The organism is Micromonospora sp. NPDC005220 (assembly GCF_040607895.1).
Lineage (GTDB): Bacteria > Actinomycetota > Actinomycetes > Mycobacteriales > Micromonosporaceae > Micromonospora.
Window position 1 is genome coordinate 25795 of sequence record NZ_JBEXHP010000008.1, and the last position, 19158, is coordinate 44952.

Genomic DNA, 19158 nt, shown 5'->3' on the forward strand with positions numbered 1-19158 from the left:
CGTTGCCCGACTGGTCGCCTGAGCGCGACACGCCGGGCGACTCGCCGCTGTTCTGGCTTTCGATGGCCGTACCTCCACGTGCCGGCCCATCGCTGGGCACCTCCGGTGCAACACTCTAGACCCGGTGGGGCGCCACCCCCCGGCGACATTCTCCTGCTCGCTGAGCCTAGGCCGCCGAAGGCACCAGCCGCAGCCCGGGCGTACGCGAGGGTATTTCGCATTCTCCGTCGGACAGTTAGCGTGCACACGTGGCCATCGAAAGCGACAAACTTCGCGAGCGCCTGGATCGGGCGACTGCCCACCTCGACCCCCCGTACGCGGTGGTCGACGTCACCGCCTTCGACGCCAATGCGGCCGCCCTGGCAGCTCTCGCCGCCGGAAAGCCGGTCCGCCTCGCCAGCAAGTCGGTGCGCAGCCGGGAGTTGATCAGCCGAGCCCTCGCCCGGCCCGGCTGGCAGGGCGTGATGGCGTTCACACTGCCCGAGGCGATCTGGCTGGTCCGCGCCGGCGTCAGCGACGACGTGCTGGTCGCGTACCCGAGCGCGGACCGGGCCGCCCTCGCCGAGCTGGGTGCCGACCCGACGCTCGCCGCCGCGATCACCCTGATGATCGACGGCACCGGCCAACTCGACCTCATCGACACCATCGGGGCCCCGGGGCAGCGCGCCGAGCTACGGCTCTGCCTGGACCTGGACGCCTCCTGGCGACCGCTGCGCGGGGTGCACGTCGGCGTCCGCCGCTCACCCGTGCACAGCGCGCGGGCGGCCGGCGCGCTCGCCGCCGCCGTCGCCGGTCGGCCGGGCTTCCGGCTGGTCGGGCTGATGTCGTACGAGGCGCAGATCGCCGGCCTGGGCGACGCGCCGCCGGGCAGGACGCTGCTGGCCGGCGCGATCAGGCTGGCCCAGCGCGGGTCGTACCGCGAGTTGCTGGCCCGCCGTGGTGCGGCGGTCGCCGCGGTACGCGAGCACGCCGACCTGGAGTTCGTCAACGGCGGCGGCACCGGCAGCGTGGCCGCGACCAGCGCCGATCCCGCGGTCACCGAGGTCACCGCGGGATCGGGCCTGTACGGGCCGACTCTCTTCGACGCGTACCGCGCCTGGCGGCCCACCCCGGCGGCGTTCTTCGCCTGCGCGGTGGTCCGCCGACCGACGCCGGAGCTGGTGACGGTGCTCGGCGGCGGCTGGATCGCCTCCGGCCCGGCCGCCGACAGCCGACTGCCCCGGCCGTGGCTACCGGCCGGGCTGAAGCTGGTCGGCACCGAGGGCGCCGGCGAGGTGCAGACTCCGCTGTCCGGAGCGGCGGCGGCCGATCTGCACGTCGGCGACCGGGTGTGGTTCCGCCACGCCAAGGCAGGTGAGCTGTGTGAACGGGTCAACGAGCTGCACCTGATCGAGGGGGACGCGGTCGTGGCGACCATCCCCACCTACCGGGGTGAGGGGCGGGCCTTCCTCTGAGGGCGGGCAGCCACCCGCACCGCCGGTCGAGGCCCGCGCCCCGCGCCGCTTCAGACGGGCTGGGCCGCCTCGGCCTGATTCCCGACTGTGGACTGGCCGTTGTCCGCGCCGTCCACCTGGCGGTGCAGGTACTCCCGGATCAGCGCCTTCGCCTCCAGCAGCACCCGCTCGTCGCCGTCGGACTTCCGGCGGAACGCGAGCTTGATCAGCGCGTCCGCAGCCTCGACCGCGATCTCCAGCACGAAGCGCAGCTTGGGCACGTCGGTGAGCCCGAAACGCTCGGTGAGCACCCGGGCCAACTGGTCGGCGATCACGCCGTTGTTGTCCCGTTGCTCGTCGAGCAGGTGCAGGTCGACCACGTCGCCGAAGTGCAGGGTACGGAAGCCGGGGACGGTGCGGTGCATCGTGATGTACTCGTCGATGCCCGCGTCGACGCCGTCCCACCAGTGGGTCATCTCGTCGGACGCGAACCGCTCGTCGAGGCGCTGGAGGTAGGACTCCATGGTCCGCAGGGTCAACGCCTGCACGATCGCCCGCTTGTCCGGAAAGAACTGGTAGACCGACCCGATGGCCACCTCGGCCCGCTCGGCGAGCAGGGTGGTCGTCAGCCCCTCGTACCCCACCTCGTCGACGAGTTCTGCGCAGGCATCCAACATGCGCTGTACCCGCGCGACACTTCGACCTTGCACCGGTACGCGGCGCAGCGGCCCGGTCGTGGCGGCTGGTGTGGACACTCTGCGCCACCCCCCTTCGACGGATGAACATATCTCCACGTCACGAGTCCGTGACTACCGGTACAACGAGCGGATCGCAATTGCGGTATTTACCAGCTAGAACGTTCCTGATATGAAGTCAGTTCATATTCATCAATGAGGAGCGCGCATGGTCGGCACGGCATCGCTCACCACCCCCTGGTCCAACTGGGCCGGCAACCAGCGCGGCTCCGCCACCGCCATCCTCCGCCCCGGCTCGGTGGCCGACGTCACCGAGGCCGTCCGTGCCGCCGCCGCCGAGGGCCGCCGGATCCGGGTGACCGGCAGCGGCCACTCCTTCACCGCCATCGCGCTCGCCGACGACCGGCGGATGGAACTGTCCGAGTTGGACACCACCGTCAGCGTCGACGTCGCGAACCGGCTCGTCACCGTACCGGCCGGAATGACCCTGCACACGCTCAACAGCCTGCTCGCCCGGCACGGCCTCGCCCTGCCCAACCTCGGTGACATCGACGCGCAGACCGTCGCCGGCGCGATCTCCACGGGCACCCACGGCACCGGCGCCGGCTACGGCTGCCTGTCCACCTTCGTCGAGGCGATCACTCTGGTCACCGGCAGCGGAGAGGTGCTGCGCTGCTGCGCCGACGAGCACCCGGACGTCTTCGCCGCCGCCCGGGTGTCGCTCGGCGCGCTCGGGGTGCTGGTCGAGGTGACCCTGCGCTGCGTCGACGCCTTCGTCCTGCACGCCCACGAACGACCCGCCGCGCTGGCCGATGTGCTCGCCGACCTGCCCACTCTGATCGGCGGCCACGGCCACGTCGAGTTCTACTGGTTCCCCTACACGTCCCGGGTCCAGGTCAAGACCAACGACCGGGTACCCGCCAACGACCGGCCGCTGTCCCGCTGGCGCGGCTGGTTGGACGACGACTTCCTGTCCAACACGGTCTTCGCCGGCGCCTGCCGGATCGGCCGGGCCGTGCCGGCGCTGGCACCCGGCATCAGCGCCGTCTCCGCCCGCGCACTCACCGAACGGCAGTACACCGGGCGCTCCGACCGGGTGTTCTGCACCCCACGCCGGGTCCGCTTCGTGGAGATGGAGTACGGCCTGCCCCGCGAGGCGTTACCCGAGGCGCTCGCCGCGCTCCAGCGGATCGTCGACGGGCTGCCGTTCAAGGTGCTCTTCCCGGTGGAGGTGCGGTTCACCGCCGCCGACGACATCTGGCTGTCGCACGGCTACGGTCGGGACTCCGCGTACATCGCTGTGCACCAGTACGGCGGCATGCCGTACGAGCCGTACTTCCGAGCCTTCGAGGAGGTGGCCGCCGGGCTGGGTGGCCGCCCGCACTGGGGCAAGCTGCACTACCGGGACGCCGCCAGCCTGGCCCCCGCCTACCCGAGGTTCGCCGACTTCCTGGCCGTACGCGACCGCCTGGACCCCGACCACCGGTTCGCCAACGCCCACCTTGACCGCGTCCTCGGCGGCGGCGCTCAGCCGCCCGACGCCTCCACCTGGTCCGCGCCGGCACCGAGAGCCCGGACGTAGCCGAGCACCCGCTGGTACGCCGCCCGGTAGTCGCCCCGCAGACCTGGCGGGGTGCCCGGGTCGGCAAGCGCTGCGGTCAGGTCGACCAGTCGGAGGGCCGGCGCCAGGTCGGTCCAGGTTGGCAGTGCCTCCATCCGGGTCACCGTCCAGCGCCCCGGGGCGGTCTCGGTGAAGGTCGCCCGGGCCATCACACCCTCGCGGTTGTCGTCGATCGGCTCCTCGTGCCGGGCCAGTTCGTTGCCCATGCCGAAGACCACCCACTTGTCGCCGAAGCGCTGGAACGGCTGCACCGCGTGGGCGTGATGGCCCAGGATGAGGTCCACGTCGGGCGACGAGATCAGCTGCTGGGCCCAGGCCCGCTGGTCGGCGTCCGGCAGGTGCTGATACTCCGTACCCCAGTGCAGGCTGAGCACGACGATGTCGGCGCCGGCGACGCGCGCCTTGTGGGCGGCGGCGCGGATCTCGGGCGGATCGATCAGGTTGGCCAGCCACGGCTTGCCCGGGGGGCGGCTCAGCCCGTTGAAGTTCAGGCTGTACGCCAGGTGGGCGACGCGGACGTCGCCGACCTGGTAGATCCGGGGCCTGGCCGCTTCGGCGGCGCTGCGGGCACTGCCGGTGTGCCCCAGCCCGGCGGCGTCGAGGGCGCGGATGGTCCGGGCCACCCCGTCGGCGCCCTGGTCGAGGGTGTGGTTGGAGGCGGTCGAGCAGCCGTCGAATCCGGTGGCGCGCAGCCCGTCGAGCACCTGCGGGGGCGCGTTGAACGACGGATAGCCGGCGAACGGGCCGGCGGGATCGGCCAGTGGCGTCTCGAGGTGGCACAGCGCCAGGTCGGCGCCGCGGACCGCCGGGGCGACCCCGGCGAACATCGGGGCGAAGTCCATGCCGCCGGCACGGGCAGCGTCCCGGCGCGCCTGGTCGGTCACCGCTGGATGGATCAAAACGTCACCCGCGGCGACGAGTCGCACGGTCCGCCGGTTGGCCGGATCCCGGGTCGGCCCGGTGGACGGCCCGGGGGCGACGGTCTGCGGGGGAGCGTGCGACGCGGTGGCGCCGGCCGGCGAGGGGCTGTCCCCGTCCATCGTCCGGATGCCGACCGCGACCACGGCGAGCAGCAGCGTGCCCGCCGCAGCGCCGACGAGCGCACGGCGGCGCGAAACAGGGGCTGCGACCATCCCCTCACGTTAGACAGTCCACACCAGAGCCCCGCCACCGAATTGGACATTTAACCCATTAGGGGCGGCGTGCTGGCTGTCACTCCTCGGCAGGACTGGCGGTGGCCTTCTTCGGGGCCGCCTTCTTCGCCGGGGCCGCCTTCCTGGCCGCCGTCGCCTTGGCGGTGGTGGTCTTCTTCGCGGCGGTGGACTTGCTGGCAGCCGCCGTCTTCTTGGTGGCCGTGGCCTTCTTCGCGGGCGCCTTCTTCGCCGCCGCCTTCTTCCGCGGCGCCGGACCCTTCGCCCGCTTCTCGGCCAGCATCTCGGACGCTTCCTCGAGGCTCAACGCCTCCGGCGTCTGCCCGCGCCGCAGCGACGCGTTGAACTCCCCGTCGGTCACGTACGGCCCGAACCGGCCGTCCTTGATCACCAACGGCTTCTCGGTCGCCGGATCCACGCCCATCTCGCGCAACGGCGGTGCCGCAGCGCGCCGTCCACGGGCCTTCGGGGCGGCCAGCAGAGCCAGCGCCTCCTCCAGGCCGACGGTGAACATCTGCTCCTCGGACTCCAGCGAACGGAACTCCTCGCCCCGCTTGACGTACGGGCCGTAGCGACCGTTGTTCGCGAAGACCTCGACACCGTCCGGCGCGACACCGATCAGCCGGGGAAGGCTGAGCAGCTTGAGCGCCTCCTGGAGGGTCAGCGATTCCGGGGTCTGCGTACGCAGCAGCGACGACTTCCGCTCGCCGCTGGACACGTACGGGCCGAACCGGCCGGACTTGAGCACGATCGGCTCGCCGGTGGCGGGGTCGTCGCCGAGCTTGCGCTCGCCGCTGCCGCCGAGGAACAGCTCGTGCACCTTCTCCGGGGTCAGCTCGTCCGGGGCCAGGCCCTCGGGGATCGGCGCCCGGTCACCCTGGGTGCCGCCCTCCTCGCCCTCGCCTGCGGCCGGTGCCGGCTGCTCGCCGCCGGGCAGCTCCCGCTGCAGGTACGGCCCGTACCGGCCGACCCGCACGACGACCTCGCGGCCGTCGTCGTCGGTGAACAGCGGGATGGAGTTGACGCTGCGGGCGTCGATCTCGCTGAGGTTCTCGGTGACCAGCTTCTTCAGCCCGCCGGAACGGGCGATGTCCTGGTCACCGGCACCGTTGGAGCTGCCGAAGTAGAACGCCGTGAGGAAGTCGACAGCGGCGTGGTCACCGCCGGCGATCTCGTCCAGCTCGTTCTCCATGCTGGCGGTGAAGTCGTAGTCGATCAGGCGGGGGTAGTGCCGCTCCATCAGCCCGATCACCGCGAAGGCCAGGAAGGTCGGGATCATCGCCTGGCCGCGCTTGGTGACGTACCCCCGGTCCTGGATCGTCTGCATGATCGACGCGTAGGTGGACGGGCGGCCGATGCCCAGCTCTTCCAGGGCCTTGACCAGCGACGCCTCGGTGTAGCGCGACGGCGGCTGCGTGTGGTGACCCTGCGCGGCCAGCTCGTCGGCGGTCAGCGGCTGGTCCTTGACCAGGGTGGGCAGCCGGCGCTCGGCGTCCTCGGCCTCGGCGTTCTCGTCGTCGCTGGACTCGACGTACGCGCGCAGGAAGCCCGGGTCGGTGATGGTCTTGCCGGTCGCGCCGAAGTCGGCCTCCTCCTGCGAGGTGGAGACCGCGCGGATGCGCACCGAGACGCTGGAGCCGACCGCGTCGGTCATCTGCGAGGCGATGGTGCGCCGCCAGATCAGCTCGTAGAGCTTGAACTCCTCGGCGGACAGCTCCTTGGCCACCTCGCCCGGGGTGCGGAAGTTGTCCCCCGCCGGGCGGATCGCCTCGTGCGCCTCCTGCGCGTTCTTGACCTTGCCGGTGTAGCGACGCGGCTCCGGCGGAACACTGCGCTCGCCGTACAGCTCGACGATCTGCCGACGGGCCGCCGAGATGGCGGTCTCCGACAGGTTGACCGAGTCGGTACGCATATAGGTGATGTAACCGTTCTCGTACAGGCGCTGCGCGGTGCGCATCGTCTGCTGCGAGGACAGCCGCAGCTTGCGGGCCGCCTCCTGCTGGAGGGTCGAGGTGATGAACGGCGCGTACGGGCGGCGCCGGTAGGGCTTCTCCTCGACCCGGGTGACGGTGAACGGCCGCCCTTCGAGGCGGGCCGCGAGCCCTCGGGCACCGCCCTCGTCCAGGTGGACCACGCCAGCGCCGGCCCGGACCCGACCCGTGGTGGGCTCGAAGTCCTTACCGGTGGCGATCCGGTCGCCGTTCAACGCGATCAGGGTGGCGTTGAAGTTTCGCGGACCCTCGCCGGCGTTCGCCACGGCGAGGGTGGCCAGGATGTCCCAGTACTCGGCGGTGCGGAACGCCATCCGCTGCCGCTCCCGCTCGACCACGATGCGGGTCGCCACGGACTGCACCCGGCCGGCCGAGAGCCGCGGCATGACCTTCTTCCACAGCACCGGGGAGACCTCGTAGCCGTAGAGCCGGTCGAGGATCCGGCGCGCCTCCTGGGCGTCGACCAGGTCGCGGTCGATCTCCCGGGGGTTGGCCACCGCCGCCTGGATCGCCGGCTTGGTGATCTCGTGGAAGACCATCCGCTTGACCGGCACCTTGGGCTTGAGGGTCTCGACCAGGTGCCAGGCGATCGCCTCGCCCTCGCGGTCCTCATCCGTGGCCAGGAAGATCTCGTCGACCTCCTTGGCCAGCTTCATCAGCTTGCTGATCTGCTGCTTGCGGTCGGCGGAGACGACGTAGAGCGCGTGGAAGCCGTTGTCGACGTCCACCCCGAGCCGGGCCCAGGGCTCCTTCTTGTACTTGGCCGGCACGTCGGCGGCGTTGCGCGGCAGGTCGCGGACGTGACCGAAGCTGGCCTCCACGACGTACCCCGGGCCAAGGTAGCCCGAGATCGTCTTGGCCTTCGCCGGTGACTCGACGATGACCAGACGGGTGGTTCCAGCGTTGCTCGGCACGTCTCTCCCCGACCTCACTCCTGCTCGTGGCCTGCCGGCGCCCGGACAGCGACCGTTTTCGACCCCGCCGTCGCACCGGCGGTCCGGATGTCCAACGTAACGCGCCGCCCGCGTTTCGGGTTCGCGGGCCGCAAACCGCTTCGACGCTGCCGGACGGCGCCACCGTACACCGTGGGTAGGGCTCGAAGCGGGTCACTGTGACGATGGCGGACCCACGACCGAGGTCCGACCCGCCCGTTTTCCCCCGAATCAACCCGCCCCCTGTCCAACACCAGACACCCGCCCGCCGCTGCCCACCCACCCGCCCAGCCCCCCTTCAAACGGGTCGATCAAGGACTTATGGTGGGCGTTTTCACCCCGGGCAAGCAGTCTGTCCCCCACCACAACTGCATGATCGACGCGGCGGAGAGTGATCGACGCGCCGAGGGGTGGGGGTCAGGTTGGCCAGGCTCCGGCTGGCGCCGCACGCGGCGGGCCGCCGACCAACTCGGCGAGCCGGGCCAACCGGCGGCGGCCGGTGATCCGGTACGCCGGGCCACCCGAACCCGGGCCGAGCAGCGCCCCAGCCAGCCCGGCCGCGGCGAGCGCGTCGCCGATCGACTCCCAACACTCCTGGTCGTCGGCGCCGAGCCGCAACAGGAAGCCGTCCGGAGGCTCCGGCGTCCCGGCGGCGGCGAGCCACAACCGCAACCGCCGGCCAGTCAGGTGGAAGGCGGCCGGCGGGCGTTTCGTCGTACCGTGCAGCCAGGCCGCCGCGAGCGGCTTCAACACGCGGGTGTACGACGTACGAACGGCGTGTCGCTCGTCCTCGGTCGGCTCCCAGCTCGCCGCCAGCCCGCGCGACGCCAGTTCGGCGACGAGCACGTGCACCCGCCAGGCGGCGTCCACCTGCACCGACAGACGGGCGGTGCCGCCCATCCGGACCACCTCGCCGGGCCCGGCGAGCAGCCCGGCCAGGTCAGCGACGCTCGGTTCGGCGGCATCCGCGCCGAAGAAGACAAGTTGCCGGCCCGCGTCGTCACCCGGGGTCAAGCCGTTCTGCGACGCCCCCTGCTGCGGCGCGCCGCCGCGGCGTCGCCCGGGGGTGGGCGTGTCGGACTCGGGCGCGGGGAACAGCGCCGGGGGCGGCTCTGTCCTCTCGGTGTCACCGAGCCCGCTCAGCGACACTCCGGCACCTCGTCGAACGCCTGTTTCAACTCCTCGGAGTTGAGCTTGCTGGTGTCCAGCGCGCTGGCGTCGTACTCCTTGTTGAGGGTCTCCACGGCGGCCCGCACGCCGTCGTAGAAGACGGTCGGCTCACCGGTGCCCAGGCCGTCGATGGTGTCCCGGGCGCGGCCGTACGCGTCCCGCATCTTCCCCAGCGAACTGCGGAAACCCGCGGAGATGGCCTCCCCGTTGTCGGTCTCCGGGATGCCCGCCTTCTCCACCTTGTAGCGCGCGGCCTCGCTGGCCTGCTCCGCCCCATCGAAGAGCCGCACCAGGTTCTCCTTGGCCTGCGCCGGCGTGGTCTGCGCGGTCATCTGCTCGTCGGTACTGCTGGTCAGCTTGCTGATCTCGGAGCGCCACGGGGTGAGCGCGCCGCAGACCGACGCCGCCCAGGCCCGCGGGCTGGGGCCCCCGCCGCAGCCGGCCAGGACGACGATCGTGGCCAGGACCACCGTGAGCTTTCCGGCGGCAGACGCCCGGCACGTACGCATGCGTTGCAGCGTACGGCCTTTGGCCAGGTGTGGCAGCGGGCCGGACGGCCGGGGTCCCCGGTCGACGCGGCACGTCGACCGGGGACCCGGGGCCGTTCCCGGGTCAGGCGTTGACCGTCTCCGGGCGGTGATCGGTGCTGCCGGCGCCGGTGTTGCCATCGGCGTCGGAGTCGGACATCGCGATGCCCTTGCGCTTGCTGAACACCACCGACGCCACGATGATCGCCGTCGCGACCAGCGCGATGGTCACCCGCAGGCCGACGTTGCGGTCGTCGCCGACGCTCCAGGCCACCACGGCCGGGGCGATCAGCAGCGAGACCAGGTTCATCACCTTGATCAGCGGGTTGATCGCCGGGCCTGCGGTGTCCTTGAACGGGTCGCCGACGGTGTCGCCGATGACCGTGGCGGCGTGCGACTCGGAGCCCTTGCCGCCGTACGCGCCGTCCTCGACCAGCTTCTTGGCGTTGTCCCAGGCCCCACCGGAGTTGGACAGGAAGACCGCCATCAGGGTGCCGGCACCGATCGCCCCGGCCAGGTACGCCGCCAGCGCGCCGGGCCCGAGGCCGAAGCCGACCGCGATCGGCGCCAGGATGGCGAGCAGGCCGGGGGTCATCAGCTCGCGCTGCGCGTCCCGGGTGCAGATGTCGACGACCTTGCCGTACTCCGGGCGCTGGGTGCCGTCCATGATGCCGGGCAGCTCACGGAACTGCCGGCGGACCTCCATCACCACGGCACCGGCCGACCGGGAAACCGCGTTGATGGCCAGCCCGGAGAAGAGGAAGACCACCGCCGCGCCGATGATCAGGCCGACCAGGTTGCGCGGGTTCGCCACGTTCAGCGAGTTGAGGATCTCCGTCCCGACGTCGCCCACGCCAGCCGTCGCGTACGCGCTGCGGAGCGAGTCGGTGTACGAGCCGAACAGCGCGGTCGCGGCGAGCACCGCGGTGGCGATCGCGATGCCCTTGGTGATCGCCTTGGTGGTGTTGCCGACGGCGTCCAGCTCGGTGAGCGTGCGAGCGCCGTGCTCGTCGAGGTCACCGGACATCTCGGCGATGCCCTGGGCGTTGTCGGAGATCGGCCCGAAGGTGTCCATCGCGACGATCACGCCGACCGTGGTGAGCAGGCCGGTGCCGGCCAGCGCCACGGCGAACAGCGACAGCGTGATCGAGCTGCCGCCGAGGAGGAAGGCGCCGAAGACGCCGGCGCCGATCAGCAGCGCCGAGTAGACCGCCGACTCCAGGCCGATGCTGATGCCGGCCAGGATCACGGTGGCCGCACCGGTCTGCGAGCTCTTGCCGATGTCCTGCACCGGGCGCCGGTTGGTCTCGGTGAAGTAGCCGGTCAGCGCCTGGATCGCGGCGGCCAGCACGATGCCGATGACCACCGCGCCGATGGCGACCAGCCGGGGGTTGCCGGGCGCGTCGGTGAGACCGCTGTCGAACTCGCCGAAGGTCGCCGGGAGGTACGCGTAGGCGGCGATCGCCACCAGCACGGCGGAGAGCACCGCCGACAGGTAGAAGGCCCGGTTGATCGCGGTCAGGGCGTTGCGGTCGGACGCGCGCAGCCGGGTGATGAAGACGCCGACGATCGCGATCAGCACACCGATGGTGGAGATGATCAGCGGGAAGACCAGGCCCTCTTCGCCGAACGCGGCCCGGCCGAGGATCAGCGCGGCGACCAGCGTCACCGCGTACGACTCGAACAGGTCGGCGGCCATGCCGGCGCAGTCACCGACGTTGTCGCCCACGTTGTCGGCGATGGTGGCGGCGTTGCGCGGGTCATCCTCGGGGATGCCCTGCTCGACCTTGCCGACCAGGTCGGCGCCGACGTCGGCGGCCTTGGTGAAGATGCCGCCGCCGACCCGCATGAACATCGCGAGCAGCGCGGCGCCGAAGCCGAAGCCCTCCAGCACGGTGGGCGCGTCACCCCGGTAGACGAGGACGACAAGCGCCGCACCGAAGAGGCCGAGGCCGACGGTGAAGAAGCCGACCACGCCGCCGGTCCGGAAAGCGATCTTCATGGCCGCCTCGCGGCCGCCTACCCGCTCTCTCGCGGCGGCAGCCACCCGCAGGTTGGCTCGGGTGGCCAGCCACATGCCAGCGCCACCGATGAACGCGCTGAACAGGGCGCCCACCACGAAGAAGAGTGAGCGGCCGATCTTCACCGCGAGCTCACTGCCATCGGTGTCATGTACCGGAAGCAGGAAGAGCAGCACGACGGCGATGACGACGAAGATCGCGAGGGTACGGAATTGGCGAAGCAGGTAGGCCGAGGCGCCCTCCTGGACCGCCCCCGAGATCTCCTGCATTTTCTCGGTGCCCTTACCAGCGGCCAGCACCGTTCTTGTCAGGGCGGCAGCGAAACCGAGCGCCACCAACGCGACAACCGCGGCGATGACGACGTAGGTGACATTGCTTCCGGTAAGGGAAAGCCCGCCGCCGTCGGCGGCCAAGGTCTCGGACATCTGTGTCCTCCTGTTACCGAACAATCGCGCCGGTGAGTGGAGACGCACTGACCGACGCCTGGATGCGGACTCGCAAGCGCGCGCCAACCCACCAGCGGACCAGCGATGAACACCCATACCCGCTGGCTGCGGGTTAGGTCACTTGCTGACAACCCGGGTACTGTAGCCCTCCGCAGTGTTGGAGGTCACACCCAGGTGGCACCGTGTCGCGATGATCTTCGTCGCTGTGTTATGAAACGAAATCTGATATAGGGCCCGATCCATGCAAAGAAGGCCGCATCCCCAGTAGGGAACGCGGCCTGTCCAGCGGAACTGATCAGCGGCCGACCGGCCACACCATCCGAACCTCGGTGCCGATGCCCTCGTCGACCGGGCGCACCTGAAGGTCCTCGACGAAGCCGGCGAGCAGGGCGAAGCCGACACCGGTGGTCAGCGCCTCGTCGGTGAGCGACTCGTTGGCCAGCTCGTCCGGCGGCAGCGCGGTCAGACCGATACCCGCCTCGATCGGCGCCCGGTCCACCACCCGCACCGCGTACGAGCCGCCGTCGGACATCTCCACCAGCACCGGGTCGGCCAGGCCGTACTGCCGGTGCAGGGCCACCGCGCGGGTGCACGCCTCACCGATGGCCAGACGCACCTCGTCCAGCAGGTCCTCCCGCACCCCGGCGCGGCGGGCGACGGCGACGCCGACCAGGCGGGCGGTGCGCACATGCACCGGGGCGGGCGAGAACGAGAGCTTGACTGTCGCCATCACGCGCCGGCGCCCGCCGAGTCGGCGCTGATCGCCGCGTCGACCGTCGAGTGCAGCGGAAACACCTGGTCCAGCGCGGTGATCCGGAAGATCTTGAGCAGCGGCTCCTTGTCAATGACCAGGGCGAACGAACCGCCGGCCGAACGGAGCCGCTTGAGCGCGCCGACCAGCACGCCCAGCCCGGTGGAGTCGAGGAAATCCACCCGACCCAGGTCGACCACCACGTGCCGAGCCCCACCGTCGATCAGTTCGAGGAGCCGTTCCCGGAGCCGGGGCGCGGTGTAGACGTCCACCTCACCACCGACCTCGAGCACCGTGTGCTCGCCCACGGTGCGGGTCGCCAGTGACAGCTCCATCGGTCCTCCTCGCCAGAGCCGTAAACTCTCGTGGGCATCTAACCACTACCGCCTGGGCGGCCTGCGGACGCCAGCGGAGGCTTCCCCTTACCCGGGTGTCCGACTTTTCATCTCCGAACACCAGTGCGAGAGTGCAGGGCGTGACCTCCAACGACTTCAGCTTCGCGCGCCACGCACCGCGCGACGACCTGGAGTCGTCGTCCGCGGCCACCGTATCCGCTGGTCCCGGCCCCGGGCCAGCGCCGGCCGACCTGCTGCGCCGGCTACGCGCCCGGGGCGCCGCCGACCCGGTCACCCACGTCGAGCGGGTGCCGGCCCGCGCCGGGGTGCCCGCGCCATGGCCGTCGTGGGCACCGGCGGAGCTGCGCGCGGCGTTCACCCGACGCGGCGTGGTCGCGCCCTGGCAGCACCAGGCCGAGGCGGCCAACCTGGCGTACGAGGGCCAGCACGTGGTCGTCGCCACCGGCACCGCGTCCGGCAAGTCACTGGCATACCAACTGCCGGCCCTGGCCACCCTGCTCGCCGACCCCCGGGCCACAGTGCTCTACCTGGCGCCGACCAAGGCACTCGCCGCGGACCAGGTGCGCGCCGTCGCCGCGCTGGAGCTGGAGGGGGTACGCCCCGCCTGCTACGACGGGGACACTCCGCGCGCCGAGCGGGAGTGGATCCGCCGGCACTCCCGGTTCGTGCTGACCAACCCGGACATGCTGCACCACGGCATCCTGCCCGGGCACGCCCAGTGGTCCGGCTTCCTGCGCCGACTCGCGTACGTGGTGATCGACGAGTGCCACACCTACCGGGGCGTGTTCGGCTCGCACGTCGCGCACGTGCTGCGTCGGCTGCGCCGGCAGTGCGCCAGGTTCGGGGCCACCCCGGTGTTCGTGCTCGCCTCGGCGACCTCCGGCGACCCGGCCACCACGGCCGGGCGGCTGACCGGCCTACCGGTGACAGCGGTCACCGAGGACGCCTCTCCCCGTGGCGGGGTGACCTTCGCACTCTGGGAGCCGCCGCTGCTGCCACCCGACTCGGGCTCGGCCTTTCCCCCGGCGCTCCCGCGCGGCTCGTCTCCCTCCGCACCGCCGCACGACGCCTCCGACTCACTGCCGTCGCAGGGTTCTTCACCCTCAGCGCCGTCGCAGGGTTCCTCACCCTCAGCGCCGTCGCAGGGTTCCTCACCCTCAGCGCCGTCGCAGGCGGACGGTGGTCACGACGACCTCCGGCAGGTCCGCCGGTCGGCGCTGCGCGAGACCGCGGACCTGCTCGCCGACACGGTCGCCGAGGGGGTACGCACGCTCGCGTTCGTCCGCTCCCGCAAGGGCGCCGAGGTGGTGGCCGCCAACGCGCGTCGAGCCCTGGACGACGCGGTGCCGGGGCTCGGCGGCCGGGTGGCCGCCTACCGGGGCGGCTACCTGCGGGAGGAGCGGCGCGAGCTGGAACGGGCCCTGCTGCACGGCGACCTGCTCGGCCTGGCCTCGACCAACGCGCTGGAGCTGGGCGTGGATCTGGTCGGGCTCGACGCGGTGCTGATCTGCGGCTACCCGGGCACCCGGGCGTCGCTGTGGCAGCAGGCGGGCCGCGCCGGGCGCTCCGGGCAGGAGGCCCTCGCGGTGCTGGTGGCCCGGGACGACCCGCTGGACACCTACCTGGTGCACCACCCGGAGGCGATCTTCGGCGCGCCGGTGGAGGCGACGGTGCTCGACCCGGCCAACCCGTACGTGCTGGCACCGCAGCTCGCCTGCGCCGCGGTGGAGGCGCCGCTCACCCCGGCCGACCTGGCGCTCTTCGGTGAAGGGGCGAAGGAGGCGGTCGGCGAGCTGGTCGCGGCGGGGGCGCTGCGGCAACGGCCCACCGGTTGGTACTGGCGGCACCGGGAGCGGCCCGAGGTGGACCTGCGCGGCGAGGGTGGCGCTCCGGTCGCCGTGGTGGAGTCGTCGACCGGCCGGCTGCTCGGCACTGTCGACGGCGGCTCCTCGCACTTCCTGCTGCACCCCGGCGCGGTCTACCTGCACCAGGGCGTCTCGTACGTGGTCGACCAGCTCGACCTCGCCGACGGTTGCGCGCTGGTGCACGCCGAGGAGCCGGACTGGTCCACCCACGCCCGCGACGTCACCGACCTGTCCGTGGTGTCGGTGCGCTCGTACGTGGACGCCGGGCCGGTCGGCATGTTCCTCGGCGAGGTGGACGTGACCAGCCAGGTGGTGTCGTACCAGCGGCGGCGGATCGCCACCGGTGAGGTGATCGACACCCGACCGCTCGACCTGCCCACCCGGGAGCTGCGCACGGTGGCGGTCTGGTTCACCCTGTCACCGCGGTCGCTGGCCCTCGCCGGGGTCCAGCCGGCCGATGTGCCGGGTGCGCTGCACGCCGCCGAACACGCCGCGATCGGCCTGCTGCCGCTGATGGCCACCTGTGACCGGTGGGACATCGGCGGGCTCTCCACCGCTCTGCACCCGGACACCGAGGCGCCGACGGTCTTCGTCTACGACGGGCATCCGGGGGGCGCCGGGTTCGCCGAGCGGGCGTACGGGACGGCGGCGGCGTGGCTGCGGGCCACCCGGGACGCGATCGCGGAGTGCGGCTGCGAGACCGGATGCCCATCCTGCGTGCAGTCACCGAAATGCGGCAACGGCAACAACCCCCTCTCCAAACCGGACGCGATCCGGGTGCTCGACGTGGTGCTGACGAACCTGCCGGACTGAGCACCTTGCATGAATCCGCATGGCACGGGGCACAATGATGTGGGAGCGCTTCCATCGATGCCTATGTAGCTGATCGCCCCCCGTGCCCGAGGAGAAGCTGTGGCCGACACCATCGCCGAAACCGTCGACCTGCTCTACACCATCGACCAGGACAATCTCACCCTCGACCAGCAGATCGCGCTGGGGTCGGCACTCGCCGCCCTGGCCCAGGCGGAACGGCTGGAACAGATCAACGAGCGGCTGCGCGGCATCCACCAGGTGCTCAACACCTGGGCGCTGCGCGCCGCGACCTCCGTCGACAGTCGCTGAGGTCCCCCGGGGTGATCCCTGCAAGGGCACCAGTGACCACTCCGGGCTGGGTAGTCGTCCAACGGGCGCGACGGCTACCCAGCAGCTACTGATCATGGACGCAGAGGGCGCGACGGTCGTCGGGCTGTGCGAGACTCCGGCGCACCAACCCCCGGAGGAGTGCACATGCAGCTCGACAACTTGCAGGGCCAGCACCAGTTCCACATCCGCCAGCGACTGCGCATGATGGTCAACCAGTACGAGGTCCGGGCGGTCGCCCCGGACGGCTCCGAGGGTGAGCTGCTCGCGTTCGCGCAGCAGAAGCGCCTCGCTTTCAAGGAGCAGGTGACCATCTACACGGATGACTCCAAGCAGCAGCCGCTGCTCGGTTTCAAGGCCCGCCAGCGCATCGACCTCGGCGCCACCTACGACGTCACCGACGCGGCCGGCAACCCGATCGGTCTGTTCCGCAAGGACTTCGCCCAATCGCTGCTGCGGTCCACCTGGCATGTCGAGCAGTCCGGCCTGCCGCAGGTGACCGGCCAGGAGCGGAGCATGCCGGTGGCACTGCTGCGTCGATTCGTCGACTCGCTGTCCTGGCTGCCGTACCACTTCGACTTCACCGCGGGCGGCCAGCCGGTCTTCACCGTGGTCAAGAAGTGGGGCCTGCGCGACAAGTACATCGTCGAGGTGCAGAACCCGCAGATCGACCGCCGCCTGGTCATCGCGATGGCCGTCGCCCTCGACGCGCTCCAGGCCCGCTGACCCACCCGGCCCGGACCAGGGCGCCGCGGTGACCCTCAACGGTCGCCGTCGCGCCCACCCAGTCCTCGGCTGTCGGCCGGGGCCTGGAGACCTTCCTTGGCTACCGGCCGGGACCTGGAGACCTCGACCAGTCCCGGCCGGCAGGCGCCGCCACCGCGACTTCCGGCCGGCACGCCGCCGGCACCGCGGCTCCCGGTCGGCAGGCCGTTGGGCCGGTGACTTCCGGCCGGCAGGCCGCTGGGCCGGTAGCTCCCGCCCGGCAGGCTGGCTTTTGGGCGGCAGGCCGTTGGCGACTCGACCCCCGACGAGATTCGCTTCCCCTTTGGAGCTGATGTCGTAAACGCATCACGCCTGATGTCGTAAACGATTCAGCTCCACAGCGTCCACCAACCCCAGGTCAGCCCTGGCTCCTTCAGCAACCCTGGCTCCTCCATCCGCCCAGGCTCCTCCATCCACCGAGGCTCCCTCAGCCGCGCGGCGGACCCCCACCTGCGCCGGGGCCGGGACGCGGAGTCAGGGCGGGAACCCACAGCACGTCCTCTGCTCTGACCGTGCCCGCCGCTGGACCGAAGCGCGCCACCAGCGCCAGCGCCGTGCACCGCAAGCTGACGGCGAGCAGAGCCGCCTGTGCAGGCTCAGCCGCGAGGGTCAACCGCGCACCGGGCCAGCACGGGCGCTCGCCGCGGCCACCCGGGTCAGGCCGGGTAGTGCCGTGAACGCCACCTCGACCGTTACCAGCACGTCCAGCCCATCGAGGTGACAGCTGACCAGCCGGCCACCGTTGCGACCGGCGAGGTCGGACGCGGACGCGCAAGCCGCAACGTCGCCGTCGAGCGCCCGGGCTGCCCCGGCCAGCGCGCCGAGGTCGGCTGCTACCGCCGCCCGCTGACTCGCCATTCCGGCGGCGACGATGGCGGCGCCGAACGTCCCGAACACCACAAGGACGAGCCCCATCGCCAGCAGCAGGATCGTCGCGCCACCTCGCTGTGGGTCCGGCCGCAGATCATCAACGAGCCGTCCGGCAGCCGGTTCGCCGCCGCAACGGTGCGCCGGATCGCCAGTTGGTCGCACTACCAACTCCCCTCGTGAGCGCCCGGTTCCACGGCGGCGACGGCGGTGGCGACCACGGTGATTCGCGGTAGTCGTCCGCCCAGCGTCCGGACGGGTGCCCGCACCGTCGCCTGCACCCGGTCGCCGTCGACGGACACCGACACCGCTGCCCCCGGCGGCGCCGCACGACCACCCTCCGCGCTGCCGTCCGCGCCTCGGGCGGCGGCGAGCGCCGCTTCCCGGGCCGCGTGCAGGCAGCCCGCCTGTGCGCTGACCGCGTTGACGGCGCTCAGGCCGGCCAGCAGGAGCAGAAGCAGCGCCGGCAGGCCGGCCGCCAGTTCGGCGGTGAAGGACCCACGGTCCCCGCCAGCAGCCGTTACGGGGACGCGTGATCTCCGCCCGCCGCGTGCCGCCCGCCCGAAGACGCTCGGCCCTGAACCGCGGCCGGCCCGCCGGCGCTCGATCACTTCAGTGCCCGGTCGATGACGGCGGTCAACGCCGACTGGACATTCCCGGAGGTCAGCACCTTCAACAGGATCCCGGCGAAGGCGACTGCGGCGAGCGTGCCGACGGCGTACTCGGCCGTGTTCATTCCGGCATCGCCGCGCAGGCGAGCGATGAGTTTGCGCATGACTGTTTCCCTTCTCGATGGGTCAGAGCACGTCGCCGAGAACGGCGACGATCACCGGCACCAAGCCGGCGAGAATGAACGCCGGCAGGAAGCAGAGCCCCAGCGGCAGGACGATGAGCACACCCGCCCGGCGGGCCGACGCCTCGGCAGCGGTGGCCCGGTCGGCACGCAGGTCGTCGGCGAGCCGGGTCAGCGCGCCGGCGAGGGCAGCACCGCTGTTGGCCGAGCGCAACGCCGCCGCGGTCAGGCGCTCCGCGCCGGGCACCCCGTCCAGCCCGGACCATGCCTCCGCCGGACCACCGCCGAGCAGCAGCGTGCGGCCGACCCGGGCCAACCGGCCGGCGAGCGGCCCGTGCAGCGCCTCGGCGACGGCCAGCACCGAGCGATCCACCGGGGCGCCCGCCCGCATCGCCGCGGCCAGGAGGTCTGCGGCGAGCGGCAGGTCGGCGGCCTCCTGCTGCCGCCGCCTACGAACAGCGGGCGACTCGATCCGCCGCAGCAGGACATCGAGCAGTAAGGCGACAGGGAGAGCGCCGAGCAGCCCGAGCCAGCCCCCGACGACGATGGCCAGGGCAAGCCCACCCAGCACCGCCACCAGCCGGATCGCATCCGGCCGCCACCGAATGGTCGAGCCGCCGTGGCTCGCTGAGCC

16 protein-coding genes and 1 pseudogene are annotated in these 19158 nt (G+C 71.8%); 5 read left to right on the forward strand and 12 right to left on the reverse strand.

Annotated elements, in window-relative coordinates:
- The first annotated feature begins 248 nt into the window (after positions 1–248).
- Entirely contained in the window at positions 249–1454 is a 1206-nt protein-coding gene (locus ABZU52_RS05655) for an amino acid deaminase/aldolase (RefSeq protein WP_354969901.1), read from the forward strand.
- A gap of 50 nt (positions 1455–1504) precedes the next feature.
- Here the strand turns inward: ABZU52_RS05655 and ABZU52_RS05660 are convergent, their stop codons facing one another.
- The gene (locus ABZU52_RS05660) at positions 1505–2110 is read right to left on the reverse strand and encodes a TetR family transcriptional regulator (RefSeq protein WP_354969902.1); all 606 of its coding nucleotides are present in this window, start codon (positions 2108–2110) and stop codon (positions 1505–1507) included.
- Positions 2111–2336: 226 nt separating this feature from the next.
- Here ABZU52_RS05660 and ABZU52_RS05665 point away from each other — a divergent pair.
- A pseudogene (locus ABZU52_RS05665) lies at positions 2337–3647 on the forward strand (D-arabinono-1,4-lactone oxidase); the annotation flags it as partial.
- Between the two features lie 8 nt (positions 3648–3655).
- On the opposite strand, the gene ABZU52_RS05670 reads toward ABZU52_RS05665, so the two are convergent.
- The 7 genes from ABZU52_RS05670 to ABZU52_RS05700 all read right to left on the reverse strand — a co-directional run bounded on the left by ABZU52_RS05670 (position 3656) and on the right by ABZU52_RS05700 (position 13073).
- Positions 3656–4882, reverse strand: a complete 1227-nt coding sequence (locus ABZU52_RS05670) for a CapA family protein (protein WP_354969903.1) — start codon at positions 4880–4882, stop codon at positions 3656–3658.
- Positions 4883–4961: 79 nt separating this feature from the next.
- On the reverse strand, positions 4962–7805 hold the full coding sequence (gene topA / locus ABZU52_RS05675; protein ID WP_354969904.1) for a type I DNA topoisomerase: 2844 nt from the start codon (positions 7803–7805) through the stop codon (positions 4962–4964).
- A gap of 435 nt (positions 7806–8240) precedes the next feature.
- Positions 8241–8837, reverse strand: a complete 597-nt coding sequence (locus ABZU52_RS05680) for a hypothetical protein (protein ID WP_354969975.1) — start codon at positions 8835–8837, stop codon at positions 8241–8243.
- A gap of 125 nt (positions 8838–8962) precedes the next feature.
- A complete protein-coding gene (locus ABZU52_RS05685; RefSeq protein ID WP_354969905.1) occupies positions 8963–9502 on the reverse strand; it encodes a hypothetical protein in 540 nt (179 codons plus the stop codon).
- A gap of 103 nt (positions 9503–9605) precedes the next feature.
- Positions 9606–11966 (reverse strand): sodium-translocating pyrophosphatase, encoded by a 2361-nt coding sequence (locus ABZU52_RS05690; protein WP_354969906.1) that lies wholly within the window; start codon positions 11964–11966, stop codon positions 9606–9608.
- A gap of 316 nt (positions 11967–12282) precedes the next feature.
- A complete protein-coding gene (locus ABZU52_RS05695) occupies positions 12283–12720 on the reverse strand; it encodes an ATP-binding protein (RefSeq protein WP_030334228.1) in 438 nt (145 codons plus the stop codon).
- Positions 12717–13073, reverse strand: coding sequence for an STAS domain-containing protein (locus tag ABZU52_RS05700; RefSeq protein WP_354969907.1), 357 nt, complete (start codon positions 13071–13073; stop codon positions 12717–12719). The genes ABZU52_RS05695 and ABZU52_RS05700 overlap by 4 nt, the downstream gene beginning before the upstream one ends.
- 140 nt (positions 13074–13213) lie before the next feature.
- Between ABZU52_RS05700 and ABZU52_RS05705 the strand changes: the two genes are divergently transcribed.
- The 3 genes from ABZU52_RS05705 to ABZU52_RS05715 all read left to right on the forward strand — a co-directional run bounded on the left by ABZU52_RS05705 (position 13214) and on the right by ABZU52_RS05715 (position 16825).
- Positions 13214–15772 (forward strand): DEAD/DEAH box helicase, encoded by a 2559-nt coding sequence (locus ABZU52_RS05705; protein WP_354969908.1) that lies wholly within the window; start codon positions 13214–13216, stop codon positions 15770–15772.
- 99 nt (positions 15773–15871) lie between these two features.
- Positions 15872–16081, forward strand: coding sequence for a hypothetical protein (locus ABZU52_RS05710; protein WP_030334221.1), 210 nt, complete (start codon positions 15872–15874; stop codon positions 16079–16081).
- Between the two features lie 165 nt (positions 16082–16246).
- Positions 16247–16825 carry a hypothetical protein gene (locus tag ABZU52_RS05715; protein WP_354969909.1) on the forward strand — a complete coding sequence of 193 codons (579 nt, stop codon included), beginning with the start codon at positions 16247–16249 and terminating at the stop codon, positions 16823–16825.
- Positions 16826–17473: 648 nt separating this feature from the next.
- Here the strand turns inward: ABZU52_RS05715 and ABZU52_RS05720 are convergent.
- From ABZU52_RS05720 to ABZU52_RS05735, 4 genes are all read right to left on the reverse strand, one after another.
- Positions 17474–17827, reverse strand: a complete 354-nt coding sequence (locus ABZU52_RS05720) for an Rv3654c family TadE-like protein (protein WP_354969976.1) — start codon at positions 17825–17827, stop codon at positions 17474–17476.
- Positions 17828–17895: 68 nt separating this feature from the next.
- The gene (locus ABZU52_RS05725; RefSeq protein ID WP_354969977.1) at positions 17896–18213 is read right to left on the reverse strand and encodes a TadE family type IV pilus minor pilin; all 318 of its coding nucleotides are present in this window, start codon (positions 18211–18213) and stop codon (positions 17896–17898) included.
- 125 nt (positions 18214–18338) lie between these two features.
- Positions 18339–18506 carry a DUF4244 domain-containing protein gene (locus ABZU52_RS05730; RefSeq protein WP_081883916.1) on the reverse strand — a complete coding sequence of 56 codons (168 nt, stop codon included), beginning with the start codon at positions 18504–18506 and terminating at the stop codon, positions 18339–18341.
- Positions 18507–18528: 22 nt separating this feature from the next.
- On the reverse strand, positions 18529–19131 hold the full coding sequence (locus tag ABZU52_RS05735) for a type II secretion system F family protein (RefSeq protein ID WP_354969978.1): 603 nt from the start codon (positions 19129–19131) through the stop codon (positions 18529–18531).
- Positions 19132–19158: the final 27 nt, after the last annotated feature.

What these genes read in the sequence shown, in the direction of transcription:
- ABZU52_RS05660 (WP_354969902.1), bottom strand. Translation starts at nt 2,110, where the DNA reads ATGTTGGATGCCTGCGCAGAACTCGTCGACGAGGTGGGGTACGAGGGG.
- ABZU52_RS05670 (WP_354969903.1), bottom strand. Translation starts at nt 4,882, where the DNA reads ATGGTCGCAGCCCCTGTTTCGCGCCGCCGTGCGCTCGTCGGCGCTGCG.
- ABZU52_RS05685 (WP_354969905.1), bottom strand. Translation starts at nt 9,502, where the DNA reads ATGCGTACGTGCCGGGCGTCTGCCGCCGGAAAGCTCACGGTGGTCCTG.
- ABZU52_RS05690 (WP_354969906.1), bottom strand. Translation starts at nt 11,966, where the DNA reads ATGTCCGAGACCTTGGCCGCCGACGGCGGCGGGCTTTCCCTTACCGGA.
- ABZU52_RS05700 (WP_354969907.1), bottom strand. Translation starts at nt 13,073, where the DNA reads ATGGAGCTGTCACTGGCGACCCGCACCGTGGGCGAGCACACGGTGCTC.
- ABZU52_RS05715 (WP_354969909.1), top strand. Translation starts at nt 16,247, where the DNA reads ATGCAGCTCGACAACTTGCAGGGCCAGCACCAGTTCCACATCCGCCAG.
- ABZU52_RS05730 (WP_081883916.1), bottom strand. Translation starts at nt 18,506, where the DNA reads ATGCGCAAACTCATCGCTCGCCTGCGCGGCGATGCCGGAATGAACACG.